The following is a 25434-nucleotide window of genomic DNA, read 5'->3' as shown; positions in this document are numbered from 1 at the left end:
ATAACACCTCTTCGAGGTTGAAAAGTACGCTCTGCCACCGCTCATCCGCGATACAATCGCGGACGAACGATCATCAACGATAAACGATTCCATGCACTTTACCCGACGAAAATTCCTGGCGACCAGTTCACTGCTGACGGCTGGCTTATTTTTTGATGCGTTCGCTGCAACTGCCGACAGGAAACCCTACAAAATTGCCGTAGTCGATCTAATGATTCTGAAACGACAGAAGCTCGGCGCATTTCAGTTGACAAAAGAGATTGGTGCCGATGGCATAGAGATCGACATGGGTGGGCTGGGCCAACGAGAAACATTTGACAATCAACTGGCTAAACCGGAAATACGTCAACAGTTTCTGGATAAGGCGAAGGAGCTAAATCTGGAAATCTGTTCACTGGCCATGACCGGTTTCTATGCACAATCATTTGCCACGCGCCCAACGTATCAGCGCATGATTCAGGATTGTTTCGACACCATGAATGCCATGAACGTAAAGGTAGCGTTCCTGCCGCTGGGCATTCAGGGCGATCTGGTCAAAAATCCGGAGCTGCGCCCGGCCATTGTTGAGCGACTGAAAATGGTAGGCAAAATGGCGAAGAAAGCGGGCGTAATCGTCGGCATTGAAACCTCACTGGATGCCAGAGGAGAAGTGGCGCTGCTGGAGGAAATAGGTTTCAAATCCATTCAGAGTTATTTCAACTTTTCCAATCCATTGAAAGCTGGTCGCGATTTGCACGACGAGTTACGGATTCTCGGCAAAAAACGCATCTGCCAGATTCACTGTACCGACGAAGATGGAGTCTGGCTCCAAAACAACCCACGTATCGATATGAAGAAGGTAAAACAAACCCTGGTCAATATGGGCTGGAAAGGGTGGCTGGTCATCGAGCGCTCCCGCGACGCCAACGACCCCCGCAACGTCAAAAAGAATTTCGGGGCTAACGCTGCTTATCTGAAATCTATTTTTCAGGCGAGCTGATTTTCGCTGGCTTTGCCATTCCGACTGTTCATTCAGGTACCGAAAGAACCGCGTCAGGTTGTAAACCTAACACTAGTCCGCAGTAAAAACTCATCTGGCACACTCGTTTAGAGAACTGCCCATGAGAAAGCAAAGAAAAAGTAAGTCGTTGGCTTTTACTAGCATTTACCTACGACGATTCCTTTTAATCCCTTTCTGATGGCAACTTCACGACGACAATTTTTACAAAACACAGCCCAATTAACACTAGGCAGCGGGTTAAGTAATATACTGGCCAATTCGGCACTAGCCTCCCCTATTTCCTCGTCTGTTTCTGCTGCCGACACTATATCGGTTGGCCTTATTGGCTGCAACAATATGGGCTGGGCCGACCTGAATTCCATGCTTAAACACCCTGGGGTGCGTTGTATTGCCCTTTGCGATATTGATCAGAATGTATTGAACAGACGTGCTTCGGAACTTCAGAAACGAAATGCAGATACTGGTCAAACGCAAAACGTAACGCTCTATACTGATTTCCGTAAGCTACTCGAAAATAAAGACATCGACGCTGTTATCATTGGTACACCCGATCACTGGCACTGCCTGCCTACAGTCTATGCCTGCCAGGCGGGCAAGGATGTATATGTCGAGAAGCCGCTGGCTAATTCCATTCAGGAGTGTGATCTGATGGTAGCAGCCGCCCATAAACATAAACGCATTGTTCAGGTAGGTCAGTGGCAACGGAGCGGTAATCACTGGAAAACCGCCCTCGATTATGTTCATTCAGGTAAATTAGGAACTATCCGCTCTGTAAAGACATGGGCTTTTATGCCCTATGGCAAAACATTTCCCAAAGTGGCCAATGAACCCGTTCCGGCGGGTGTCGACTACACCATGTGGCTGGGGCCGGCACCCAGCCGCCCGTTTAACCGAAACCGGTTTCATGGCACGTTTCGCTATTTCTGGGACTATGCCGGTGGACTCATGACCGACTGGGGAGCACACATGATCGATATTGCCCTGTGGGGTATGCAGGTAAACGCGCCCAAGTCGGTAGCTGCTGTCGGTGGCCGGTTTGGCTTTCCAGATCATGATGGCGAAACGCCCGATACCATGCAGACGATTTATAAGTTCGACAACTTCCTGCTTTCGTGGGAGCAATCGCTGGGTACGGGTCGCGGCCCCTACGATCGTGAACATGGTGTAGCATTCATTGGCAATCGGGGTACACTGGTCATCGACCGGGGCAAGTGGGAAGTGTTGCCCGAAATCGATGCCGGAACCTATCTCGTTCCGGCCCAACCTCCTCAATACGGCGACGGCAAAGACCTCGACCGGCATACGCTCAACTTTGTTGAATGCATTCGAAACCGTCAGCAACCCAATTGCCCGGTCGATGCAGGAAGAGCTGTGGCCCTACATGCACAACTGGGTAACATAGCCCACCGGATGGGACATGAAATTGTCTGGGATAACGCCAAAAACCAAATTCTTAATGATACCAAGGCCAACGATCTGGTTATGGCGCACTACCACAATTCGTGGCAATTGCCCGTAGTTTAAACAAATAAGAACGACTCACCGGCCTATTCATCTTATCGAATAGGCCGATAAAACCGACCTTGAATGCAATCAAAATCTGTATTTTTGTGTTGGTCCGATAGCTGTATGATCTACGATAACCACAATCGCCCTATTTCCTATCTTCGGCTTGCCGTAACAGACCGCTGTAATTTGCGGTGTTTTTACTGTATGCCCGAAGAAGGTATTAAATACTTACCGAAGCATCACCTGCTTACGTATGAGGAAATGGAGCGGATTGTAGCCGTACTGGCTCGGCTGGGGATTCAGAAAGTCAGAATAACGGGTGGCGAACCGTTTGTGCGGGCGGGCTTGATGGACTTCCTGCACCGCCTGTCCCGAATAGATGGAGTAAACGAGCTTACTCTGACAACCAACGGTGTTCTCACAGCTCCTCATGTAGCTGATCTGGCGGCACTGGGTGTACAATCGGTTAATTTGAGTCTGGATACCCTCGACCGCGACCGGTTCCGGCAAATTACCCGGCGCGACGAACTGCCTGCCGTACTGAAAACGCTCGATGCTCTGCTACAGGCAGGTATTCAGACTAAAATCAATGCCGTTGTGATGGATGGGCAAAACACCCAGGATCTGATTCCGTTGTCGGAGCTAACCCGGACAATGCCCGTTGATGTACGGTTTATTGAAGAAATGCCATTCAATGGCGAAGGAAACCACTATCCGGTCTTACACTGGACCCATCGGCGTATTATCGACGAAATTCGGGCAACGTACCCCGATCTCAAAAAACTTCCTGATCCACCCTATTCCACATCGAATAATTACCAGATTCCGGGCCATCAGGGCACTATTGGTGTCATTGCGGCTTTCAGCCGTACGTTCTGTGGCACCTGTAATCGCATTCGGCTAACCGCTCAGGGAACGCTCAAAACCTGCCTGTATGACAATGGCATACTCGACATTCGGGCGCTTATCCGATCGGGAGCTTCGGACGAAGACCTAACGAAAGCTTTTTTAACTGCCTTTGCCCATCGACCCGCCAACGGATTCGAAGCTGAACAAAGCCGCGATGCCGTTACCGAATCGATGTCGACAATTGGAGGATAACCCTTCGCAAAAAATACGTTCTTACAAACGAATTACAACGGACATATTCTCCAGGTATTCGTTCGTAAACAGCGTTTCCGCATCCATATGAAGAATTAGTTCGCCGTTTCGGTCGGTTAACATCCGATTGCGGATCATCCAGTTCACAAAGGAAGTCCACACTCCTCTGTGCATAAATCCCCAGTGGCCTTCACCATCGAGGTAGTATCCCGAAACCATTTGCTGGCTTTGTTCCACAAAATTACGATCGGCCAGTGCTGGGTGGTTAGCTGTTTTCATCAGCAACCGAGCGGCTTCGTCCGGCTTTTTAACCGCAAATCGGAAACCAGCCGAAGTAGCAGCCAAAAACCGACGTAACGCATCGGCATTCTGTTCGGCCCAATCACGGCGGGCAGTCAGTATAGGGTTATAGCTATAGGGAATTTCGTAATCGTCGAACAAAAACTGGTTTAGATCGACCCCGTCGATATCGGCTCTGACTCCTTCCCAGGTTAACCAAAACCAGGCCGCATCGACTTCGCGCGTCAACAACGACCGCCAAATGCTCGACCAGGCCGTTTTATGAGCAACAAACTGACCGCGGCCCTCATCGTTCAAAATAAGTTGCCGAATAATATCCTCTTCATAACGGGCGCCATAGGAAGCGTAGACTTTCCCATCCAGTTGCCGTGGCCGTTCGATACCGCTTTCCTTAAGCGTCATAATGGCACTGATGTCGCGAGCCAGTACCGTTGCAACAGCCATGAGTGGCGTACCATTCGTCTGATAACTAATGATGCTCTCGGAAGGAGTTATGGCCAGATCGCATTTGCCATGAGCTACCCGGCGGGCAGGCATAATCTGGTAATTATCCTGATCGGGTGAAATAAAGTCAACGTCCAGGCCAGCCTCCTGATATAAGCCATTGGCAAGAGCGACGTAAAATCCGGTGTGGTTGGTATTAGGCGTCCGATCGAGCGCCAAACGAATTAAAGTATTCATACTATTTTGTACTGTTACGGCTTGTTTAACCACCCAGAAGATGGAAGGTTTTTTGCTAACGTATAGATTTTGTCGAGTAGTATCTGTTAAACAATTTTTATTCTCTGTTTACACCTAGTTCCCACGCTGCCAGACAGTTTTACGTAAGCCAACATAACCGCCAATACTATTGACATATAATTGCCCTACATCAGCCGCAACCGATGCCGTTAACGACATACCACCAAGCCAGGATAGCGGCATTCCTACTTGTACTAACGACGCCCACTGGGTTGGTGTTCCGGGCAGCGGTTCGCCAGGCACGCCCAGATTCCGGCTGTACGACATTTTCGCCAGCAACTGTAGCCGGTTCGCAACAGTTGCCCGAATGCCAATGTGCGCCATCTGAACTCGGTTATTGTTGATTGCCCACTTCGTATTGTTCTGCAGTTCGGGTTTCACGTCCTGTCGGCGGGTGATGAAAGGTGTACCAATAATGTGGCCTTTATAGACCCAACCCTCCTGATACTGACCATTGTTAAAGTAGTTATCGGCACCCTTTGTATGCGTATTATCCTGATAAAACGATGGCCCACTTTGGTTGAGTGTCGACAGAAATTCGATCAGTAGGTCGTCGACCCGAAACGCCGAAGATCCATGCTGACGCGGCTGAATTCGAAGCCCCGTTAAGCCATCTGGAATATTTTGCATCATTACCCCCGATGCATCATCGAAACTATGCTGGTGATAAAGCATAAGATGAACAGCCGCCAATCGCAATTCGAGACCAAAATCGGTACTACCAACGTGATTGCCGTACAAATTAACGTAATCAAACGATGTAACGCGCGGATTATTTACGCCACCGATCCGAATGGCAAAGAGTACATTCGGAAAATCGCGCAGTTGATTCGGCAACTGGCCATCCACGGCATAATGATAGTCCAGATAATTGGAATGGCCAGCCCACTGTGCATTATGATTAAGCCCTATGTAGGCCCGTACTGTCGATGAGGGTTTTCCAACCCGAAAAATAACTGATTTCTGATGCAGGTATGAATGCTGCATATAGTTCGTATTGGCAAACCAGCCGTGTGCTATAAACGCATTAATAGCCAGCCACTGCCTTCGGCCCAGCGGTGCAAACCCCTTCGTACCGAACTGTATTTTCGGAATCGGCAACGCATTCCCCGACCAGGAATACGATCCCGACGTAAGCAGTGTATCGACTAACCCAATTACTTCGCGACGACGACCAACCACAAACTGAATTTGCCGATGCGCCAGTTTTACATAATATTCTGGTGCCAGCAACTGGCTTTCCTGAGTGGCATTAGCAATTGCTTCGGCACCATAGCTGAGTATCCAGGCCCGACTCGGCGCCTTCCGTGCATAGGCCCCCGCTGTGTCGGTTAAGAGAATAGAACCGGCAATACCGGTTCGAAGTGAGCCATTGGGAGCCGAATAGGGAACCGTTCCGAACTGATTGGCTCGCAACCAGAAGGGGGTTCGCTCAGATGAAGCAACCAAACCACCTGCTTCTACATAGACCTGATATTGACTTTTCGATTGTGCACAAGTTGTGTAGCAGGGTAAAACGTATAGTATAAAAAAGAGGAAATAGTGCTTCATCCCTCTAAAAAAGCATTTTTTCGGGGAGATAAATAAAAAAAAGGCCGTATTGAGTGTTCGGCAATGAGCTGCCGCACTTACATATTTATCAGAAATGACCCCCAGTATCAGAAGTGCCCTCTGCCTTACCCAACAAATAAACTCTCATCGGCAAGGGCTTTTTCATATTTTTCCTTATCGAAACGATATAGATAAGGAGCTTTATGGGCCCCCCCCGTTTTGCGTTCGTCCAACCGTTCCAGAACCCCATAGCCCAGCATTCGTTTCTGAAAATTTCGACGGTCGAGCGACTGGCCCAGAATGGTTTCATACAATTGCTGCAAATCGGGCATCGTAAATTTGTCGGGCAGCAGTTTATAACCAATTGGCTGATAGCTGAGTTGCCGACGTAGCGTTTTCAGTGCCAGACTAATCATCTCGTTGTGATCGAACAAAAGCAGCGGAATCTGATCGATATCCCACCAACGGCACTCATCCGTAAAAAAATCGGGCGTAGGCGTTGCATCGGCAAACTCAACCAGTGCATAATAGCCTACCGATACATCCCGATTAACAATCTCCCGACTGGCTTCTTCGGGTAGCCCCAGTTTGGTCAGCGTTTCCTGTTTGCTCCAGTTTTTATAGCGTTCTACATCGCCAAAAGTGTGAAACTGCTGCAAAAAAATTTCGCTTAGCCCGGTTCGCTCGCGGAGGCTCCGATGCGCAGCGTCGTCCATATTCTCTTCGTGACGAATTCTTCCGCCAGGCAAACACCAGTCGTTGGTTCCTTTCCAGCGTAATAACAAAACTTTTAGCTGCCCGTCATGAAAACCAAAGATAACGCAGTCAATAGATACCGAAGAAAGATAAAGCGTCCTAAACTCAGCAATCATACGCTGTAGTTCTTTTTTGTACTCCATAACGAAAAAGTAAAAAAATAAATAGTGTGTAACAAATACACATTGAAAAAATTTACTTATTATTGTGTTGAAACTACGCATTAATAATGAAAAGCAACGTCTTCCTGCTGAAGCCTTACCAAACGGTGGCAGCTTTGTGCATAGGTGCTTTTGGACTATGGGCCTATTCGGCCCGGCCCGCTTTCGATACGGGGGGACCTCCCGACGAAAATCGATTCACCAAAGTAGTGCTGGCCGAAAAACTGAACGAACCGCTCGAAATGGCCATCCTGCCCGACGAACGCGTATTGCTGGTTGAACGACATGGCGATGTTCGGATTTATTCGCCCACAACAAAGCAGTTGAAAACAATAGCAACCATTCCGGTTAGCACAAAGTATAAAGATAAAGAAGGCCATGAAACGGAAGCAGAAGATGGATTACTGGGGGTAACTATTGATCCTAACTTCGCAAAGAATCACTGGATATATCTATACTACTCACCAGCGGGCGAAGAACCCAAAAATAGCCTAACCCGCTATGAACTGATGGGCGACGAGTTGGTGATGTCGTCTAAAAAAGTACTGCTGGAGGTACCTGTTCAGCGCGAACAGTGCTGCCATACGGGGGGCTCAATCGACTGGGACCGCGAGGGCAACCTCTACCTCTCCACGGGCGACAACACCAGTCCCCGCGCTACGCTCTACGCACCTATCGACGAACGGCCCGGCCGCAGTCCATGGGATGCCCAGAAATCGTCGGGTAATACCAACGATCTGCGCGGTAAAATCCTGCGTATCCATCCCGAACCCGACGGCACCTACACCATCCCGGAGGGCAATTTATTTCAAGCCCCCTCCGCCCCCAAAGGGGGAACTAAAGGCTGGTCGGCGACAAATCCTCCTCCTTCGGGAGATGGAGGACATACCCGACCCGAAATCTACACGATGGGCCATCGGAACCCCTACCGTATTTCGGTCGATAAGCACAATGGCTATGTGTATTGGGGCGATGTAGGTCCCGATGCCGGCGTCGATTCGGCCGGTGTTGGGCCCACAGCCGAAGACGAATACAACCAGGCCCGCAAACCGGGTAACTTCGGCTGGCCCTATTTTGTGGGCGACAACAAAGCCTATAACGACGTCGATTTTGCAACTGGCAAATCGGGTGCAAAGTTCGATCCGGCCCATCCGTTCAACGATTCGCCAAACAACACCGGCCTGCGCGACCTCCCTCCTGCTCAGCCTGCGCTGATCTACTACCCAGCATCCGAAAGCAGGAAATTTCCAATTATGGGTACGGGTGGCCGGAGTGCAATGGCAGGCCCTGTCTACTATAAGGACGATTTCAAAAATGCCAAACGCCCTTTTCCCGACTATTATAACGGTAAGGTGTTTTTGTATGAATGGATGCGCGACATGATTCTGACTGTCAGTTTCAACGACAAAGGCGACATGACCAACCTGGAACGCTTCGTGCCCAAGATGCCGTTCAGCCATCCGATCGATATGGCTTTTGGACCCAATGGCGATTTGTATGTTCTCGAATACGGAACGGGCTGGTTTCTCAAAAACGACGATTCGCGGTTGGTGCGTATTGAATTCAACGCCGGAAATCGTAAACCGAATGTGCAGGTTACTGCCAATCAGACGGTGGGCGCCGTACCGCTAAAAGTCAATTTATCGTCGGCAGGAACGAAAGATTTCGACGGCGATGCGCTGACCTATCAGTGGAAAATCGTTAACAAAGCGGGTGGGCAACCTACGGTATTGAACGAAATGAACCCAAGCTTTACCTTCCAGAAAGCGGGGCAATACAAAGCGGTGCTTACGGTTACCGACTCCCACGGTCTGAAAGACTCACAGGAGTTAACAATCCTGGCGGGAAACCAGCCACCGAGTGTAACGCTGAACATTACGAAAGGAAATAAAAGCTTCTACTTTCCCGACCAACCGATAGCCTACAATGTTAACGTAACCGATAAAGAAGATGGCACGCTGGCTAAGTCGGGGGCTGGTTCAGGGAAAATTCTGCCCAAACAGGTATTAGTACGAGCCAGCTTCCAGAACGAAGCTAATGCTCAGGCTGTGAGCGAAGCTGGCCATAAATTTTCCGAAGCGACTTATCTGGGAACGGGTAAAGTGCTGATGGAGAAGAGCGACTGCAAAGCCTGCCACTTTACCGATAAAAAATCGGTGGGCCCTTCGTTTGCCGATGTAGCGAAACGCTATAAAGGAGATGCGAATGCCGTAGCCAGTTTATCGAACAAGATAATCAAAGGCGGTGGCGGTGTTTGGGGCGACGCTATTATGACGGCTCATCCTCAACTGGGGACGGGCGATGCGAGCGAAATTGTTAAATATATTCTGACACTGTCAGATAAACAGCTCGCAACACCCTTGCTACCTACAACCGGAACCTATACGCCCGACAAAAATGCAAAAGGCGATCTGGTCTTACAGGCATCCTACAAAGATAAAGGAGCCAATGGGTTGCCCGCTCAGACATCGGAACAGGTGCTGATTCTGCACAACCCGATGCTGGCCATGGGTTCGAGCAACAGCCAGTCGAAGGGAATTACGCTCTTTAAAATGGGAACTCAGCCCTATCCGCTGGTTGTCGTGATGGCTAGCGATACCTATGTGAAGTTTGATCAGCTCGACCTCACAGGCATCAAAGCAATGGAATTTGCGGTAGCCGTACCCAAAGCCCAACTCATTGCCGTGGGTGGACGGGTCGAAATACGGATCGACTCGCCAACGGGCCAGCTTCTGGGACAAACCGAGGAGTTGTTGCCTAACGAAAGCAAAGATCCGGCCGATATGTTCAAGCCCAGCATTGCCAAAGTGACGCTTACCCCTGTTTCCGGCCAGCACGATTTGTTTTTTGTTTTCAAGAACGAAAAAGCCGGAAAATCACCCCTGTTTGTGCCCATTACAGTCCAACTTTTCGATTAGCCTTTCTCACTACTCCACCCGCTGCCGACGTTGGCAGCGGGCCTTTTTCTACCAAAGCGATGAACCAATCACGCCGACAATTTCTACAGCAACTCGGTCTGTCAGCCGCTGGTCTGAGTATGGCCTCGGTTTTACCAACGCAAACGTTTGCCGATATGGCCGCTAAAAAATTCACGTTCGATATCTCGCTGGCCGAGTTTTCGTTTTTCCCCGAAATCATGTCGGGCAAGATGACCAACATGGATTTTCCAGCCCGTGCGAAAAACGACTTCGGCATCAATGTACTGGAGTATGTATCGATGTTTTTCAACAACAAGCATACCGATCAGGCGTATCTGAAAGAACTAAAACAACGCTGCGACGATCTGGGCATGAAAAACAACCTCATCATGGTCGACGGTGCCAATATTGCCGATCTGGACGCCACCAAGCGTCAGCAAGCTGTTGAGTCGCACTATCCCTGGGTCGATGCGGCCAAATACCTGGGCTGTACGGCCATTCGGGTCAATCTTGGCGATACCTCTAAAGCTATATCAGGAACCCCCGACGATCCGGCCGACGAAGCCGCCAAAACCGCAGCCGACGGCTATCATAAGCTACTGGAGTATGCGGCCAAACAAAACATGAACGTGATTGTTGAAAACCACTTTGGCAACTCAACCGATATCGACTGGTTGGTTGGTGTTCTGAAGGCGGTAAATATGCCAAATTCGGGCCTGCTGCCCGATTTTGGTAATTTCTGTCGGCAACGGAGCAAGCCCGAAACCAATGATATCAAAGGTATCATGAACACCAAATGCATTAAGGAATATGATCGGTATGAGGGCGTGAAGAAAATGATGCCTTATGCCAAAGGAATCAGTGCCAAAACGCATAAGTTCGATGCCAATGGTAATGAAACCGAAAGCGACTTCCGGCGACTGTTCAAGATCATTAAAGACGCGGGCTTTAAAGGCTACGTTGGCATCGAATATGAAGGAGGGCTGATGAATGCCTATAACCCAACGGGCGGCTATTTACCCGTAGCCGACGGCATCAAAGCAACCAAAACCCTGCTCGAACGCGTCCGCGCCGAACTTGCCTAACCTATACCAACCCGCCTATGATTTTGGTGCCGGTCACTACTAACCGGCACCAGACCATTCACCTGTTTCCTGACTCTTAACCTTATTTACCAAATGCTACGTAAAATCCTGAAAATCCTGTTGGGGCTGGTGGTCGTGCTGGTTCTGCTGGTGGGAGGTTTCTTTGTTTTTGCCATGTACGTAACGCGGCAGCTACCCTGGCAGAAACCTGAATTTGATACCGTTCGCCCGGCCGATCCGGGGCCGATTGGCGACAAAGGCGTGCTAATTTTTTCGAAAACCAACGGTTTCCGGCACGAATCCATTGAACCGGGTATCGAAGCCCTCAAAAAAGCGGGTAAGGAAAAAGGCTGGGATGTGAGAGCAACGGAGAACGGTGCTTTTTTTAATGACGATTATCTGCGCCGGTTTAAGGTCGTGGTCTTTCTGTCGACAACGGGCGATGTATTGACTTCCGATCAGGAAAAAGCCTTCGAGCGATTTGTGGAAAATGGTGGTGGCTATGTCGGTATTCATGCGGCATCGGACACCGAATATGCCTGGGAATGGTACGATCATATGCTCGGCACGCACTTCCGCGACCACCCGCTCTATCCGGAGCATACGCCCGTAGCCGAAATTATCACCGACGTTCGCGACCATCCGACGACCAAACACCTGCCAGCCAAATGGCGGAGAGCCGACGAGTGGTATAATTTCAAACAGAGTGTTCGGGGGAAAGACAGCATTCAGGTATTACTCACCTTAAACGAAGCAACTTATAAGGCAACCTGGCCCAAAGCAATGGGTGGCGATCATCCAATTTCGTGGACAAATAAGGTTGGCAAAGGCCGTATCTTCTATACCGGCATGGGCCATACCAACGAAACCTTTACCGACCCAAATGCCATGCCGCACATAGTGGCCGGTATCGAATGGGCGGGGCAGTTTAAGTAGTTAGCAGTCATTGATCACTGTTTTTTCTTCTAACCACCAATGACTAATACACTAATGGCTAGTAATCTGATTGTAGCCAATTAGTTGAATTCCCTTTTCTTTGATCAGTTGCTTCACACGCGGATGCGTCCAAACGTCGGTTACACCCTGTCGATCCTGAGCCACGTTTTCATAACCAATGTGATGAATGGCCCGGACTTCGGGGGTATCGAGACCGGGATGGTCGACAAACAGATAGGTTTTACCGGGCTCCAGGCTGTCGAGCATTTTTACAAAGCTCTTTAGTTTTTCGTCGGAGGTTACGTGATCGCCGATGTAGCCTGCCCGCATCACACCCGCGTCGCCAAGGTTCATATCATGGAGCGGAATATGGTATTCTTTTGCCAGTTTCTCAACCAGCGCTTTCACCTCATCGTTCAGGCTCGTACACCCCATATGGCCCGACAGATGGCTTATGTGCGGTATTTTCTCCATGGCCAGTTCGATCTGCGCCCGAAACTCCTTTTCAATATCGGCCAGTTTCCAGTCATTTTCAACTACCGACCGCTTCGGATAATTCTTATTGGGTCGAACCATCGGATAAAAATAGCCATCGGCATCGCGCAGGCTCGGACAATCGGTCAGCGGTCGCCATTTGATATTGTCCCATTCGCTGGTGAGCGTCAAGTGGATACCAATGTCGGCATTCGGAATTTGCTTCAGCATCTCAACCGCTTCCGGAAACCAGGGCGACGGAACCAGCACTTCAATCGATTTCTCGATACCGTCTTTATAGCATTTCATGATCGCTTCGTTGCCCGCGTGCGAATAGCCCATGTCGTCGCCCCGAACGATTAGCCGTGGTGAATTGGTCTGGCCAAACGTATATTGCAGGCCGAACAGCAGTATTGCCGCTCCCAGAAAGGTCTTGTAGTTCATAGGAGGTGAAGCTAAAATCTTAAAAAATTTACTACTTGTCTGCGTACGGCACAAGCGCGGACGAGCCATGAAGCTATCGACAGGGATGAACAAACAATCGTATAACAAAATTGCTCAGGAGTGGGCCGCTATAAGAAACAATGCCTTTGTCAGTAAGCTGGTGATAGACTTCGCCCAAAAAGTAAATCGGCACGGGCACATTCTGGACATTGGTTGTGGCACGGGGAGCCCGCTAGCCCAGTTTTTATCCGACAATCATTTTTTCGTAACCGGCATCGACGCATCAGACCGAATGATTGAAATAGCCCAGAGCGCCCACGTCAGGAATGCCGAATTTAGTAGCTGTGATTTTTTTGATTTCGAATCGCCCAGGCAATTCGATGGCGTTCTGGCATGGGATTCGTTTTTTCATTTTCCGAAAGACAGGCAACACCTCATATACCCCAAAGCCAGCCGTTTTTTAAAGCCCGGTGGCTATCTGCTTTTTACGCATGGCAATGGCAACGACGAACACGTAGACAGTATGATGGGTGAGTCCTTTTACTACAGTTGCCTACCAAAAGCCAATGTCTATCAACTACTTGTTGAGCACGGCTTTTCGGTTGAGTATATGCATAAAGACTATCTGGAAAACGGCACCCACCGCTCGTTGGTTGTCCTGGCCCGGAAGAAATGACCCCTGGCGTCGAAGCAATCGCCCATACTTTTGCCTCAGAAGGCTTACCCAACAGCCGTATTTTCACTTTATACTCTACAAGAACTTATATAAACCAATACAAGCTCATTTAGCCATATTTATAACCTTAAATTTCATTTTGGTATAACAAATAAGAACCATACTTTTAGATTTAAAATACAAATCTTAAAATAAAGACACCTATTAAATCTAAACAGCTATGGCAGCTATTGGTTTTGGTTATGATCTTTTCTCAGTAGTGAAAGGATCAACATTAATCGATCTTGGACAAATTTTTCCGGGAGCAGAAGTAATTTATTCCGACGGGGTTCCCATCGATCCGGAGCAGTACGGAAATTTTAGCACTGGCATTAAACGATACGGCGAATTACCCCATGGTGAATCGGGCGTTATTCCAATTGAAATGTTTGCCGAGCATTCGGTCAGTATTAAACCGGTTAGTTTAAAACCGTATGGTTTAGGCGATGGATATGCCGACTTTCATACCATCATAAACCTGGGAGGTATTCTACCGAATTTACCAAACACAGATGGGCTCGTAAGACCTTCTACAGGTGTCATGGCCATTCATCGCTCACCAACTGGCGGTGGCCGCTTTGAGTTAATGCTCAACATTAATCCACTTATTGTATTGACTAAAGTAGGCGGTAGCGTAGCCGATTTAGAAAGCGACGACATTATTAAGGTAATTGACGGATCGGGATTGCTCAACCCGGTAGGATCAATTGGCGGACAATGGTCAGAAGCCCCACCGGCTGCCCGAGGACTCCTACAGGAAAATTTGCGGGCAGAGGGATTCTTTGCCGCCACCGACAGGCTATCGTCCGAACCTTCGACCGCCGACTTAACGTCGGGGGGTGTGCGCGCGCAACGGCAGGTTCAGTGTGCGATCAGAATTGATTGATCGAAACACTCAGCTTTCTTCTATAATCCTGTTATGCCTTCGGCATTTTATAAGATTGTAGCCGAGTTGGTCAAGGCACTGGTCCGAAAAACCAGCAATGTCGGTTCGATTCCGACCCATACCACAAGTTTTAGTAAGAAGCGGTTTAGGTCAGGCTCATTCCAAAACAAAAAGGCGACCGAAGTCGCCTTTTCAATGTTTACAAGCGAGTAAATTTATTTATCGTCGAAGCTTTGGATCATATTCCGGTACATGGTTTTAGACTTCCACTGGCCACCGGCAATGATACGACGAACAGTATATAATGGCATCTGATCGTCGCGTTTGTCGGCCAGCGTAAAGGCCAGCAGATAGCCGCGCTTTTGTAGCTCAGGCAGCGCCTGCTTGTTCCAGAGTCCAAACGGATAGGCAAAATATTTAATCGGCTTTCCGACAATGCTTTCCAGCTTTTTATTCGGTTCTTCGATCTGAATTTTCCAGTCGTCGCCCTGATATTTTTTCACGTTGTGATGATCCCAGGTGTGCGCACCAATAGCATGCCCACGATCGGCCAGATCTTTAATCTGCGCTTTGTCCATATACGGCTGTTTACCATGTCGGCCAATGGCAACCGTCATGATAAAAAACGCACCTTTAAAGCCATGCTTTTCGAGTTCAGGAGCCGCTACTTCATATTGGTCGAGGTCGCCATCGTCGAAGGTCAGCATAACCGGTTTTGGGGGCAGGGGCGCGCCAGTGGTCAGATAAGCATACAACTGGTCGGGCAAAATTGTATGGTAGCCGCTATCGGCCAGCATCTGCATTTGCTCTTTAAAAGCAGCCACCGGAATAATGTAATCTTTCGACGTTTTTGAATCGCTTGGGCGCCAGTCGCGAATCTGGTGATAACACAGAATAGGTACTTGTGGCCGGGCCAGAATGGTGGCGGCATCGGCAATTTTGCTGGCAGGAATACTGGCAGGATCAATTACGGTAGCCTCAGCCTCTTTGGTAGTATCCGCAGTTACGGCGGTTTTCGTACCATCGGCATAAGCCGTTGAATCGACAGTTTCTGTCGTATCAGAGCCTTTCGACTGACAACCTGATAACGCACCACTCAACAACACACACAGGCAAAAAGCTGTTATAACAGAACTATATGTACGGGTAAACATAGCAATTTAGTATATCCCCAAACATACGTAAAAGAGTTCGGCTACCAACGGCATTGTTAACGACAAACTGAAAATTTAATGCAACGGCACTTATGGTTACGTTACTCTCCGGGCAAACAAAAAAGCCCTCCGAAGAGGGCTCTCAAACAGGAAACTAACTCAAAAACTAAACTTATTAACAATCAAGCCTATCCAGGTAAAAACAGGCTTAAGGAATGGTGGTATTGAAAACCTTTCGGTTGTAACGGCTCTACCCAGACCATTCAATCTGGCCAGCAGTTTCTCGCCTTTACCATAAAAGACAATCCGATCGGTATCGATCTCAATGATCGACAGAATATCGGTGGCGGCATTAGCATGAACACCAACCATGTTCATGGCCCGTAAACGGGCAGCTTCTACACTCTCAGAATAAACAAACCAGGGTTCGTTGTTTGTATAATACGCAATCAAGTAGTTTTGCATTCGTGAAAACAAGTATTGGTGGGTACTCCGATTAAAAAAGAAGGTACATTTTCTATACAACTCGCCAATAGTTCAAAGTACGTATAAACCAAAGTCCCTTCGAGGAAATCAAAAATTTACGTTATGACGCCCATGTTATAGAGATCGTCACATACCTGCGCAACTATTTGTTGGCGAACCACCCTATTGCCTAAACTGTTATCAATATGGCGACTATAACGCTCTTTCTCTGATTAAATGCTTTACCCTAATACACTAGAACAAAAACTAGGTTTCGATACCATACGCGAACGACTTAAAGAGTCCTGTATCAGCTCGCTGGGGCAGGATTATGTCGAAAAGATTCGCTTTACCGATAATGTGCAACTCATTGACAAACTGCTTCGCCAGACCGACGAATTTAAGCAGATTGTTCAATATGAATCTGATTTTCCTGGCAGCAACTACATCGACGTTCGGCCACATCTGAACCGGGCTCGCATTGAAGGGCTGGCCCTGACCGAAGCCGAGTTTTTCGATCTGAAACTCTCGCTTCGTACGGTACAGGACTGCCTGAAATTTCTGACCAAACACAGCGAAGGGAAGCGCGAGAACGAAACAACGTATCCGTTTCTGCGCGAACTGGCCGGTCCGGTTGGTGTCGATAAAAACCTGACTAACGCCCTCGAACGCGTCATCGACGACCGTGGACTCGTTCGCGATTCAGCGTCGCCCGAGCTGGCCAGCATTCGCCGACGAATTATCAGCGAACAGGCCAATCTGCGTAAACGACTGGACAGTATTATTCGGCAGGCCCGCCAAAACGGCTGGATTCCCGACGACCTGAGTCTGACGGTGCGCGGTGGGCGGCTGGTGATTCCGATTGCTGCCGAACACAAACGCAAAATCAAGGGATTCGTTCATGATGAGTCGCAGACGGGGCAAACGGTTTTTCTCGAACCGGCCGAAGTATTCGATGCCAACAACGAAATCCGTGAGCTGGAATATGAAGAACGGCGCGAAATCCACCGGATTCTGCTGGCACTAACAGATCAGATTCGACCGCACCTCGATGAACTGAAAAAGGCTATTAATTTCCTGGCGCAGATTGATTTCATTCGGGCCAAAGCCAAACTGGCGGTTCAACTGGATGCGATTATGCCGAAGCTTCAGGAGCGTCCGATTGTTAACTGGACCGATGCCCGGCACCCGCTGCTATACCTGTCGTTTCAGAAGCAGGGAAAATCGGTAGTACCGCTGGGTGTACGACTCGATGAGAAGACCCGTATTCTGATCATTTCGGGTCCTAATGCTGGTGGTAAATCGGTTGCACTGAAAACAATCGGGCTTATCCAGTACATGCTTCAGTGTGGGCTTTTGGTACCAATGGTCGACTACTCAGAAATGGGCGTATTCCAGAATCTGTTTATCGATATTGGCGACGAACAATCGCTGGAAAATGACCTCAGCACCTATTCGTCGCACCTCACGGCCATGAAGCAGTTCATGATTGGGGCCAATAAGCGTACGCTGTTTCTGATCGATGAATTTGGTACCGGCACCGAACCCGGTTTGGGTGGCGCCATTGCCGAGTCGATTCTGGAAGAGTTGAACAAGTCGGGCGCATATGGTGTGATCAACACGCACTACACAAACCTGAAAGTATTTGCCGACAAAACACCGGGGCTAATCAATGGAGCCATGCGTTTCGACGGTGAGCATCTGGAACCACTGTATCAACTGGAAATTGGTCGGCCGGGGAGTTCATTTGCGTTCGAGATCGCGCAGAAAATTGGCCTGCCCAAAACCGTTATCGACCGGGCGAAGGAGAAACTTGGTAGCCAGCAGGTTAATTTTGAGAAGCTACTGAAAGAGCTGGATATTGAGAAGCGCGTTTTCTCCGAAAAAAATCTGGAAATCAGCATTAACCAGCGTAAAGTGGCGCAGCAGCTTGCCGAATATACGGCTCTGAAAAATCGGCTGGATAATGAACAGAAACAATTGCTGAACAACGCCAAGCATAAAGCCAAAGCCTTGGTTCAGGAAGCGAATCAGCGAATTGAAAACACGATTCGTGAAATCAAAGAGAACAAAGCCGAACGCGACGCAACAAGGCAGGTTCGGCAGGAGCTGGAGCGGTTTGAGGAAAAAGAGCTAACGCCCGAAACACTGATTGTTGAAAAGCCCAAACAGCCTGAAGAAGAATTTGAAGCCGATGGAGGAGCTATCACCGTTGGTAGCTACGTTCGGATTGCAGGACAAAATGCAATTGGTCAGGTATTGTCGCTGCGGGGTAAAGATGCCGAAATTCGGATTGGCGATCTGAAATCGAATGTAAAGCTAAATCGACTCGAAAGGGTTAGCCGGAAAGTGTTTAAAGACGCTACCGAAACAAAAGATGAGCGCCCCCGTAGCCAGGGTGTCGATATGAACGAGAAGATGCAGAACTTCAGTTTCAATCTCGACATTCGGGGCAAACGCGGTGAAGAAGCGCTGGGCGAGGTTGATCGTTTTTTTGATGATGCCCTGATGCTCGGCTACCCCGAATTGCGAATTGTGCACGGCAAGGGCGACGGTATTCTGCGTACGCTGGTGCGGAACCATCTGCGCGGCTACAAGCAGGTAGCCCGTATGGAAGACGAACACGCCGACCGTGGCGGTGCGGGGGTTACGATTGTGAAAATGAAATAAATAGCGTGGGCTTAAGTCGCCCACGCTACTGTAGTCATTCGTCAGGAAAATATGTAGTATTGCGAAGATGAACGTAATCGACAAGGTCATGCCAGTAGCCGTAGCCACATCGGTCAGAAAGCGGAAGAAGCCCGGAGTGCCCTCCTACCTGATCTACGAGACGCTTAACGGACGTCCGCTATATTACCGCAACTATCAGGCTGTGCTGAATGGTCAGAAAACACCCGCCGAAATTATGGGCAGTAGTTCGCTTCAGGCTGCATTAGTAGCCACCCTCGTTATGTTTCTTGGCCGCACTATTAATCGCAAGAAGTATTTAGTCGTCACCAATGAATCCGGTGTACATCTTGAAAAAGGCAGCAACTTGTCGAATGACATTGCCATTTTCGATAGAGCCAACAACCTGACCTTAACGAACAAATACTTCGACACCGCTCCTAAAATTGCATTTGAGATCGATGTCCGTATTGAACCCAACGAATTTGAAGGCAAGGAATCGGGCTATGTTTACGAGAAAACTGAACGGTTATTGGCTTTTGGCGTTGAACGGGTGATCTGGATTATGACAGACTCCACAAAAATTTTCGTTGCTACGCCCCAAAAACCCTGGCTCACAGAGAATTGGGATGCCAGCATTCCGGTGCTGGACGATGTGGTCTTAAATCTGGCTGCGCTGCTTACCGAAGAAGGAATCGAGTTCTGATACTCGTCGTCAGACATCTATCGGCCTGGGTTGAACCGAGCAGCATCGATAATCGACCATAAATGAACGAGCCAGCCTAACAGGAAAAACCACAGTACAGCCGCGAGCACAAACTGCACAATTGCCATCAGCAAACGCCCCTGCAAAAGCTGACCTAAACCCGGTATAAAAAAACTACAAAGGGCTGCTAACACATTTCCGCCCGAACCTTGTCCTGCCATAGTGGTTGTTGGTAACTTATCGTATCTTCACTAAAAGCGTTCTAACTGATACTATAACTTATCTGATTCTATTTTCTCTTGTTCTGGTTGCCAATATTTTTCAAGTGACCAATCAAATTTGAGTTTTTCTAATTTAATTCTTTCATACAAGTGCCAATATTCGACTTCATTCAAGGCCGTCCACCCTTTTTCACATAGCTTTTTAATTTTATGTTCCTTACTGAGGTTTGTTAGAAGAATTCTATCAATTGGCGGATGAATAAATTGACAAATAACACCTTGTCCGGCCATCGGAATGATTAGTGACGTCTTTAAATAGATAGCAATAATCTTAGCTGCTCTACCGTAAGTAGGGTTTGCTACATTCGCTTTTTTTAAGGTTTCAATAATTTGATTCGAACACGATATATGAAAATTATTGAATTCTTCAGCAGTACTACATTCCCGAGATTCACTAAACTCCCGTAATGTAGACTGATCAATAGCTTCTTTAATCCTTTGAGTACTAGTAAACTTTCGTTGAACCGCACGTGCAGCCGTCCAAACAGCATAGTCATGTATATAATCCTGAAACGAGTATGCTTCTCTCATGAGTTTATCTCTATAATATAAAAGCCCCGACAAACTTTTCATAAAAGAGTCGGGGCACATTTATTACTGCATCCAGGGCTTTCTTATAAAAATTTTCAACCCTGAAAGGGTGTCATTTTTGTAGACATGTAACGGGTAATTTCCCTGTTAGAACTCCGAAGGAGTGATATAATAGACTAATTATGGCACTCCTTCGGAGTTCTAACAGGACTTGTCAACTTTCTTCTATAATCATTTCGTGCGGCATCGGCCGTCCGACGAAGCCTTTAATAAGAAAGCCCTGTTACTGTATCCAAACCTTACAGCCCCAGCACCTTCTTATTAAAGGCTTCGTCGGCACCAGTTCCGGCAAAATCGTCGAACGCCCGCTCGGTAACGCGAATGATGTGACTGTCGATAAACGGTGCGCCTTCGGCTGCGCCCTGCTCTGGGTGTTTCAGCGCACACTCCCATTCCAGAACTGCCCAGCGATCGTAATCGTACTGCGCCAGTTTGGAGAAAATACCCGAGAAATCGACCTGACCATCGCCAAGCGAACGGAACCGTCCGGCGCGTTCGACCCAGCCCTGGTAGCCGCCATATACACCCTGCTTGCCGCTTGGATTAAACTCAGCGTCTTTCACGTGGTAGGCAAAAATACGCTCGTGATAGAAGTCGATGAATTGCAGATAATCGAGTTGTTGCAGCACAAAGTGGCTGGGGTCATAATTGATACCAACACGGGGGTGATTACCAGTTTTTTCGAGGAACATCTCAAACGTAATACCATCGTGCAGGTCTTCGCCCGGATGCAGTTCGTAGGCCAGATCGACGCCGGCGTCTTCATAAGCATCCAGAATAGGCTTCCAGCGAGTCGCCAGCTCCGTAAAACCAGTTTCAACCAGTCCGGCCGGACGCTGCGGCCACGGATAAATAAACGGCCACAGCAACGCCCCCGAAAACGTCGGGCTGGCTTTCAGGCCAAGGTTTTTACTAGCTTTGGCTGTCATGATCAACTGATCGACAGCCCAGGCTTGCTGTTCTTTAGGCTTACCGGCTAACTCGGCCGGACCGAAGCCATCGAACATCGGACCGTAGGCTGGGTGTACGGCCACTAGTTGGCCTTGCAGGTGTGTAGCCAGTTCGGTGATTTCGACACCGATTTCGTTTAGTTTGCCTTTAAATTCATCGCAGTAGGTCTGGCTTTCCGACGCCTGTTTCAGGTCGATCATGCGCGGGTCCCACGTTGGAATCTGGATACCTTTGTAGCCCAGGTCAGCCATGTATTTGGCAATGGACTCTAAACTGTTAAAGGGTTCGGCATCTCCTAAGAACTGAGCCAGGAAAATGCCAGGGCCTTTCATTGTTTTCATGTTGTTAAAGAGCGAAAGAGCGAAAGAGCGAAAGAGTGGCTGACGCGACAAGATTCGCTCTTTCACTCTTTAACTCTTTCGCTCTTTATTTCAGTCGCTCGCTGTTTTACGGGATTTTGACAGAATTTTCAGAATTTGATAGCCCTCATCAATCAAATCTAGTAACCGGTTTTCAGGGACAATTTCAGTGAAAACTAATGTTTCCAGCCAGAAAAGAGATTCATCTAACTCTTCAAGAGTAACACTTATTTTAGCATAGTATTCTTTCTGACTTCTGCTTCTTCGTACTGCCCGAAAGTTAGCTGCCGCAGAGGAAGACGAACGAATAAGCTGATGAGCAAAATGTTGGGCATCATACTCCTGCGAAAGAGTACGACAAACTTTTACACAACGAAGCATAAAGAGTTTTAACCGTTTTTCGATGTCATCCAGAAACTGACTTTTCGATTGGCCAGAGTAATCCACCCAAGCCTCTTGAATAAGGTTTTCCGATTCCGGTATATTCTCGCTGTTGTAAATCGCTCTTTCACTCATTCGCTCTTTCGCTCTTTAAACTTCCACCCAGGCCTGCTTCCGGTTACTCTCCAGAATTTTTTCGCAGATGAGCAGTTCGCGGTAGCCATCGGCAAAGGTTGGGAACGTTGGGTTTTCGGGCTGTTTGCCAGCGGCAATGGCATCGTACACCTCTTTGAAAAGCTGCTTCGATGTATCGGGGAATCCTTCGTTATGACCACCAGGAAACGAAATCACCGAACGGGCTTCGGGATGCGCCAGCGACGGATCACGCATGAACGCCTGATTAGCACTATCGCGATTGCCAACCCACATTTCATTCGGTGCTTCGGAGTTCCAGGCATAGGTTTTCTTCGACCCGGCAATTTCGAGTTTCATTTGGTTTTTACGTCCTGCCGATACCTGCGACACCGTTATAACCCCCCGATTGCCATTATCGAACCGCAGCAACACGTTGGCATGGTCTTCGGTATTGATGGGCACATCGGCATAATCTTCCGGTTTCAGCATTTTACCCGAATACGTTTCTACAGGCTTTAGTGGCTTCTTGCGCACTTTATGAACCGTGTTGAAGTCGGCCATAACGGCTACGGTTTTCAGGCCAGTGATGTATTCCAGACTATCCATCAGGTGAGAGCCAATGTCGGCAATAGCCCGCGAGTCGCCCGATTTATCAGGTTCAAGACGCCAGTTGTAATCCGTATCGTAGAATAACCAGTCCTGCAAATATGAGCCAATCACCGAATACACATCGCCCAGGTCGTCCTGCTCCCGCATCACTTTCATCTGCCGAACCAGTGGATAATAGCGAAGATTGAAGTGAACGGCATTGACCAGCCCTGTTTCTTTAGCCAGTTTCACCAGCTCTTCGGCCTCGTGCAAATCTTTGGCCAGCGGCTTTTCGCACACAACGTGCTTACCTGCCAGTAGAGCAGCTTTCGACTGCGAATAGTGCAGAAAATTGGGCGTACAGATGTGCACGACCTGAATGTCGTCCATCGCCAGCAGTTCGTCAAATGTACACGACCGTTCGATACCCAGTTGATCGGCTTTTTGGCGGGCCAGTTCGGGGGTTACTTCGCAAAGCGCCAACACGTTTGTATTGGGCAAACGGCGGAGGGCCTCGATGTGTGCCGGCCCAATAAATCCGGTGCCTACGACACCAACATTAATTTTTTGCATGAAAAGGGTAATGATTGAATTGTTGAATGACTGAATGATTGAATTAGGGCTAACGTTGGCTGTTTCTTGAGTTTTTACGGGCAGATGAAAATATAGCTAATAGCTCAGATGCTTCATTCATGAGATTGTTCAGCTTTTCAAGTCGTACAATTTCTGCCTCTGTAAGTAATTCCATCCAGAATAGTGATTCATCGGCTTCTTCCACTACAATACTTAGCTTGGCAAAATACTCTGCCTGACTTCTGGCACGGCAAACCGCCCGGTAGTTCGCTCCAACAGATGTAGCAGAACGCAACAATTGCTTTCCAATTATTTTAGCCTCATCTGTTTTAGGTAAAGCTCGAAACAATCGTATCGTACGAAGCGAAAAATCTTTTGTTCGCTGTTGCATCTGCTGTACAAACTCAATTTTATCATTCATTACGGTAGGGTTTAAAAATGATTGAATTGTTGAATTGTTGAATTGTTGAATGATTGAATGATTGAATTGTTGAGTAGTACATCTCTTCGTTGATATACTCTCCCAACGGCGGACCGCAATTCAATCATTCAACAATTCAACAATTCAATCACTTAACTTATAAACTTCGTCCACTTCTCGTCCGACTGGTTCGAGGCAATGACGGTGTCGATAAAAGCCAGCCCGCGAACGCCATCGGCCACGCTCGGAAAATCGTAGATTGGATCGGCGGGTTTGCCTTCCATATGCGCTTTCACGGCGTAGGCAAAGTTGCGGTACAGGTTCGCAAACGCTTCGAAGAATCCTTCGGGGTGACCGGCTGGCATCCGCCAGTGCGCCTTGGCCGAAGCCGATAACTCGCCCACGTTAGGCCGGATGATACGCTGACCTTCCTGCGTTTTGTATTTCAGCGTATTCGGTTCCATCTGGTGCCACTCCAGACCACCCAGTTCGCCATAGACATAGATTTTCAGGGAATTTTCTTCTCCGTTGGCAATCTGACTAGCGTGCAAAACACCTTTGGCTCCGCCTTCGAACCGCAACAGCACATTGCCATCATCATCGAGCAACCGGCCGGGCACAAAGGCAGTCAGATCGGCGCAGAGTTCCTCTATTTTCAGGCCCGTAACATATTCAGCCAGATTTTCGGCATGCGTGCCAATATCGCCCATACAACCGGCCGCTCCCGATTTGGCAGGATCAGTACGCCAGATAGCCTGCTTGTAGTCGGTATCTTCTTCTTTCTTGGAGAGCCAGCCCTGCGGATATTCGACCACCACTTTACGGATTTTACCCAGTTTGCCGTTACGAATCATATCGCGGGCTTCTTTCACCATCGGATAGCCGGTATAGTTGTGGGTCAGCCCAAATACCAGCCCCGATTTCTCCACAATTTTTGCCAATTCTTTCGCTTCTTCCAGATTCAGGGTCATCGGCTTGTCGCACATGACATGAAATCCATTTTCGAGCGCCATTTTAGCCGGAGGGAAATGCATATGATTCGGAGTCACAATGGAAACAAAATCCATACGGTCGCCTTCGGGTAAGGCTTTCTCCTTCTCAATCATTTCTTCAAACGACGAATAAACGCGGTTTTCGGGCAGGTAGAGCGCGTGGCCGGTCGCTTTCGACTTGTCGGGCGAGGAGCTAAACACGCCACAGACCAGTTCGATCTCGTTATCAAAACCAGCCGCCCGGCGGTGAACGGCACCAATGAAGGCATCGAGCCCTCCGCCAACCATACCCATTCGCAATTTTCTATGCATTGGAGTTAGAGTTGATTGTTTACTATAATTGACTATTGATGATGAGCGTTTTTTGATATGTTTGCCAGCACTGGCTCACGACAACTAGCTCGCTGACAAAGGGATGCAAAATGGTTTGCCTGTCTTCCCTTATGACAAGACGGAAAAGCGGCTAACCTACTCTAACTTTTGCGGCCGGAAATTAGCGGTTTTCTATTATTTTTCGGAAATTTTACATAAATACGGGCTAGAAACGGGGAGTTTATTTCTTCTGACGCCTTTAGAAAGCTACAGGTCAATCC

General features: G+C 48.4%; 23 protein-coding genes and 1 tRNA gene. 11 read left to right on the top strand and 13 right to left on the bottom strand.

Annotation, left to right across the window (positions count from 1 at the left end):
* Positions 1-91 precede the first annotated feature (91 nt).
* The 3 genes from WBJ53_RS06635 to moaA all read left to right on the top strand — a co-directional run bounded on the left by WBJ53_RS06635 (position 92) and on the right by moaA (position 3610).
* Positions 92-979 (top strand): sugar phosphate isomerase/epimerase family protein, encoded by an 888-nt coding sequence (locus WBJ53_RS06635; protein WP_338875283.1) that lies wholly within the window; start codon positions 92-94, stop codon positions 977-979.
* Between the two features lie 198 nt (positions 980-1177).
* Positions 1178-2524 (top strand): Gfo/Idh/MocA family oxidoreductase, encoded by a 1347-nt coding sequence (locus tag WBJ53_RS06630; protein WP_338875282.1) that lies wholly within the window; start codon positions 1178-1180, stop codon positions 2522-2524.
* A gap of 105 nt (positions 2525-2629) precedes the next feature.
* On the top strand, positions 2630-3610 hold the full coding sequence (gene moaA, locus WBJ53_RS06625; RefSeq protein ID WP_338877162.1) for a GTP 3',8-cyclase MoaA: 981 nt from the start codon (positions 2630-2632) through the stop codon (positions 3608-3610).
* Positions 3611-3631: 21 nt separating this feature from the next.
* Here moaA and WBJ53_RS06620 read toward each other — a convergent pair whose 3' ends face one another.
* The 3 genes from WBJ53_RS06620 to WBJ53_RS06610 form a co-directional block, all read right to left on the bottom strand.
* Positions 3632-4591, bottom strand: a complete 960-nt coding sequence (locus WBJ53_RS06620; protein ID WP_338875281.1) for an ABC transporter substrate-binding protein — start codon at positions 4589-4591, stop codon at positions 3632-3634.
* Positions 4592-4705: 114 nt separating this feature from the next.
* A complete protein-coding gene (locus WBJ53_RS06615) occupies positions 4706-6202 on the bottom strand; it encodes a capsule assembly Wzi family protein (protein ID WP_338875280.1) in 1497 nt (498 codons plus the stop codon).
* A 125-nt stretch (positions 6203-6327) separates the two neighbouring features.
* Complete coding sequence (locus tag WBJ53_RS06610) at positions 6328-7101, bottom strand: NUDIX domain-containing protein (RefSeq protein WP_338875279.1); 774 nt, start codon at positions 7099-7101, stop codon at positions 6328-6330.
* Between the two features lie 86 nt (positions 7102-7187).
* On the opposite strand from WBJ53_RS06610, the gene WBJ53_RS06605 reads away from it, so the two are divergent.
* The 3 genes from WBJ53_RS06605 (at position 7188) to WBJ53_RS06595 (ending at position 12058) form a co-directional block, all read left to right on the top strand.
* Complete coding sequence (locus tag WBJ53_RS06605) at positions 7188-10037, top strand: PQQ-dependent sugar dehydrogenase (RefSeq protein ID WP_338875278.1); 2850 nt, start codon at positions 7188-7190, stop codon at positions 10035-10037.
* 59 nt (positions 10038-10096) lie between these two features.
* Positions 10097-11122, top strand: a complete 1026-nt coding sequence (locus WBJ53_RS06600) for a sugar phosphate isomerase/epimerase family protein (RefSeq protein ID WP_338875277.1) — start codon at positions 10097-10099, stop codon at positions 11120-11122.
* Between the two features lie 93 nt (positions 11123-11215).
* The gene (locus WBJ53_RS06595; RefSeq protein ID WP_338875276.1) at positions 11216-12058 is read left to right on the top strand and encodes a ThuA domain-containing protein; all 843 of its coding nucleotides are present in this window, start codon (positions 11216-11218) and stop codon (positions 12056-12058) included.
* Positions 12059-12109: 51 nt separating this feature from the next.
* Here the strand turns inward: WBJ53_RS06595 and WBJ53_RS06590 are convergent, their stop codons facing one another.
* Positions 12110-12976 carry a polysaccharide deacetylase family protein gene (locus WBJ53_RS06590; RefSeq protein ID WP_338875275.1) on the bottom strand — a complete coding sequence of 289 codons (867 nt, stop codon included), beginning with the start codon at positions 12974-12976 and terminating at the stop codon, positions 12110-12112.
* Positions 12977-13043: 67 nt separating this feature from the next.
* Between WBJ53_RS06590 and WBJ53_RS06585 the strand changes: the two genes are divergently transcribed.
* From WBJ53_RS06585 to WBJ53_RS06575, 3 genes are all read left to right on the top strand, one after another.
* Complete coding sequence (locus WBJ53_RS06585) at positions 13044-13652, top strand: class I SAM-dependent methyltransferase (protein ID WP_338875274.1); 609 nt, start codon at positions 13044-13046, stop codon at positions 13650-13652.
* 220 nt (positions 13653-13872) lie between these two features.
* Complete coding sequence (locus tag WBJ53_RS06580) at positions 13873-14577, top strand: hypothetical protein (protein ID WP_338875273.1); 705 nt, start codon at positions 13873-13875, stop codon at positions 14575-14577.
* Positions 14578-14634: 57 nt separating this feature from the next.
* A tRNA-Phe gene (locus tag WBJ53_RS06575) sits at positions 14635-14701 on the top strand.
* A gap of 91 nt (positions 14702-14792) precedes the next feature.
* Here the strand turns inward: WBJ53_RS06575 and WBJ53_RS06570 are convergent.
* Both WBJ53_RS06570 and WBJ53_RS06565 read right to left on the bottom strand, forming a co-directional pair.
* Positions 14793-15731, bottom strand: coding sequence for a polysaccharide deacetylase family protein (locus WBJ53_RS06570; RefSeq protein ID WP_338875272.1), 939 nt, complete (start codon positions 15729-15731; stop codon positions 14793-14795).
* 159 nt (positions 15732-15890) lie between these two features.
* The gene (locus WBJ53_RS06565) at positions 15891-16196 is read right to left on the bottom strand and encodes a hypothetical protein (RefSeq protein ID WP_338875271.1); all 306 of its coding nucleotides are present in this window, start codon (positions 16194-16196) and stop codon (positions 15891-15893) included.
* A 237-nt stretch (positions 16197-16433) separates the two neighbouring features.
* On the opposite strand from WBJ53_RS06565, the gene WBJ53_RS06560 reads away from it, so the two are divergent.
* Both WBJ53_RS06560 and WBJ53_RS06555 read left to right on the top strand, forming a co-directional pair.
* Positions 16434-18866: an endonuclease MutS2 gene (locus tag WBJ53_RS06560; protein WP_338875270.1), complete on the top strand. Its 2433-nt coding sequence runs from the start codon at positions 16434-16436 to the stop codon at positions 18864-18866.
* Positions 18867-18933: 67 nt separating this feature from the next.
* On the top strand, positions 18934-19569 hold the full coding sequence (locus WBJ53_RS06555) for a Uma2 family endonuclease (protein ID WP_338875269.1): 636 nt from the start codon (positions 18934-18936) through the stop codon (positions 19567-19569).
* A 17-nt stretch (positions 19570-19586) separates the two neighbouring features.
* On the opposite strand, the gene WBJ53_RS06550 is transcribed toward WBJ53_RS06555, so the two are convergent.
* The 7 genes from WBJ53_RS06550 to WBJ53_RS06520 form a co-directional block, all read right to left on the bottom strand.
* Positions 19587-19790, bottom strand: coding sequence for a hypothetical protein (locus tag WBJ53_RS06550; protein ID WP_338875268.1), 204 nt, complete (start codon positions 19788-19790; stop codon positions 19587-19589).
* A gap of 51 nt (positions 19791-19841) precedes the next feature.
* Positions 19842-20381, bottom strand: a complete 540-nt coding sequence (locus tag WBJ53_RS06545; protein ID WP_338875267.1) for a hypothetical protein — start codon at positions 20379-20381, stop codon at positions 19842-19844.
* Between the two features lie 299 nt (positions 20382-20680).
* Entirely contained in the window at positions 20681-21733 is a 1053-nt protein-coding gene (locus tag WBJ53_RS06540) for a sugar phosphate isomerase/epimerase (protein ID WP_338875266.1), read from the bottom strand.
* 90 nt (positions 21734-21823) lie between these two features.
* Complete coding sequence (locus tag WBJ53_RS06535) at positions 21824-22267, bottom strand: four helix bundle protein (protein ID WP_338875265.1); 444 nt, start codon at positions 22265-22267, stop codon at positions 21824-21826.
* A gap of 15 nt (positions 22268-22282) precedes the next feature.
* On the bottom strand, positions 22283-23428 hold the full coding sequence (locus tag WBJ53_RS06530) for a Gfo/Idh/MocA family oxidoreductase (RefSeq protein WP_338875264.1): 1146 nt from the start codon (positions 23426-23428) through the stop codon (positions 22283-22285).
* Between the two features lie 49 nt (positions 23429-23477).
* Positions 23478-23849: a four helix bundle protein gene (locus WBJ53_RS06525; protein WP_338875263.1), complete on the bottom strand. Its 372-nt coding sequence runs from the start codon at positions 23847-23849 to the stop codon at positions 23478-23480.
* A gap of 152 nt (positions 23850-24001) precedes the next feature.
* Positions 24002-25135, bottom strand: coding sequence for a Gfo/Idh/MocA family oxidoreductase (locus tag WBJ53_RS06520; RefSeq protein WP_338877161.1), 1134 nt, complete (start codon positions 25133-25135; stop codon positions 24002-24004).
* Positions 25136-25434 lie beyond the last annotated feature (299 nt).

The organism is Spirosoma sp. SC4-14 (assembly GCF_037201965.1).
GTDB lineage: Bacteria > Bacteroidota > Bacteroidia > Cytophagales > Spirosomataceae > Spirosoma.
This window is presented reverse-complemented; position numbering and strand designations above follow the sequence as displayed.

Coding starts and splice junctions, on each gene's coding strand:
- WBJ53_RS06635 (WP_338875283.1), top strand. CDS start 92: ATGCACTTTACCCGACGAAAATTCCTGGCGACCAGTTCACTGCTGACG.
- WBJ53_RS06630 (WP_338875282.1), top strand. CDS start 1,178: ATGGCAACTTCACGACGACAATTTTTACAAAACACAGCCCAATTAACA.
- moaA (WP_338877162.1), top strand. CDS start 2,630: ATGATCTACGATAACCACAATCGCCCTATTTCCTATCTTCGGCTTGCC.
- WBJ53_RS06620 (WP_338875281.1), bottom strand. CDS start 4,591: ATGAATACTTTAATTCGTTTGGCGCTCGATCGGACGCCTAATACCAAC.
- WBJ53_RS06615 (WP_338875280.1), bottom strand. CDS start 6,202: ATGAAGCACTATTTCCTCTTTTTTATACTATACGTTTTACCCTGCTAC.
- WBJ53_RS06610 (WP_338875279.1), bottom strand. CDS start 7,101: ATGGAGTACAAAAAAGAACTACAGCGTATGATTGCTGAGTTTAGGACG.
- WBJ53_RS06605 (WP_338875278.1), top strand. CDS start 7,188: ATGAAAAGCAACGTCTTCCTGCTGAAGCCTTACCAAACGGTGGCAGCT.
- WBJ53_RS06600 (WP_338875277.1), top strand. CDS start 10,097: ATGAACCAATCACGCCGACAATTTCTACAGCAACTCGGTCTGTCAGCC.
- WBJ53_RS06595 (WP_338875276.1), top strand. CDS start 11,216: ATGCTACGTAAAATCCTGAAAATCCTGTTGGGGCTGGTGGTCGTGCTG.
- WBJ53_RS06590 (WP_338875275.1), bottom strand. CDS start 12,976: ATGAACTACAAGACCTTTCTGGGAGCGGCAATACTGCTGTTCGGCCTG.
- WBJ53_RS06585 (WP_338875274.1), top strand. CDS start 13,044: ATGAAGCTATCGACAGGGATGAACAAACAATCGTATAACAAAATTGCT.
- WBJ53_RS06580 (WP_338875273.1), top strand. CDS start 13,873: ATGGCAGCTATTGGTTTTGGTTATGATCTTTTCTCAGTAGTGAAAGGA.
- WBJ53_RS06570 (WP_338875272.1), bottom strand. CDS start 15,731: ATGTTTACCCGTACATATAGTTCTGTTATAACAGCTTTTTGCCTGTGT.
- WBJ53_RS06565 (WP_338875271.1), bottom strand. CDS start 16,196: ATGCAAAACTACTTGATTGCGTATTATACAAACAACGAACCCTGGTTT.
- WBJ53_RS06560 (WP_338875270.1), top strand. CDS start 16,434: ATGCTTTACCCTAATACACTAGAACAAAAACTAGGTTTCGATACCATA.
- WBJ53_RS06555 (WP_338875269.1), top strand. CDS start 18,934: ATGAACGTAATCGACAAGGTCATGCCAGTAGCCGTAGCCACATCGGTC.
- WBJ53_RS06550 (WP_338875268.1), bottom strand. CDS start 19,790: ATGGCAGGACAAGGTTCGGGCGGAAATGTGTTAGCAGCCCTTTGTAGT.
- WBJ53_RS06545 (WP_338875267.1), bottom strand. CDS start 20,381: ATGAGAGAAGCATACTCGTTTCAGGATTATATACATGACTATGCTGTT.
- WBJ53_RS06540 (WP_338875266.1), bottom strand. CDS start 21,733: ATGAAAACAATGAAAGGCCCTGGCATTTTCCTGGCTCAGTTCTTAGGA.
- WBJ53_RS06535 (WP_338875265.1), bottom strand. CDS start 22,267: ATGAGTGAAAGAGCGATTTACAACAGCGAGAATATACCGGAATCGGAA.
- WBJ53_RS06530 (WP_338875264.1), bottom strand. CDS start 23,428: ATGCAAAAAATTAATGTTGGTGTCGTAGGCACCGGATTTATTGGGCCG.
- WBJ53_RS06525 (WP_338875263.1), bottom strand. CDS start 23,849: ATGAATGATAAAATTGAGTTTGTACAGCAGATGCAACAGCGAACAAAA.
- WBJ53_RS06520 (WP_338877161.1), bottom strand. CDS start 25,135: ATGGGTATGGTTGGCGGAGGGCTCGATGCCTTCATTGGTGCCGTTCAC.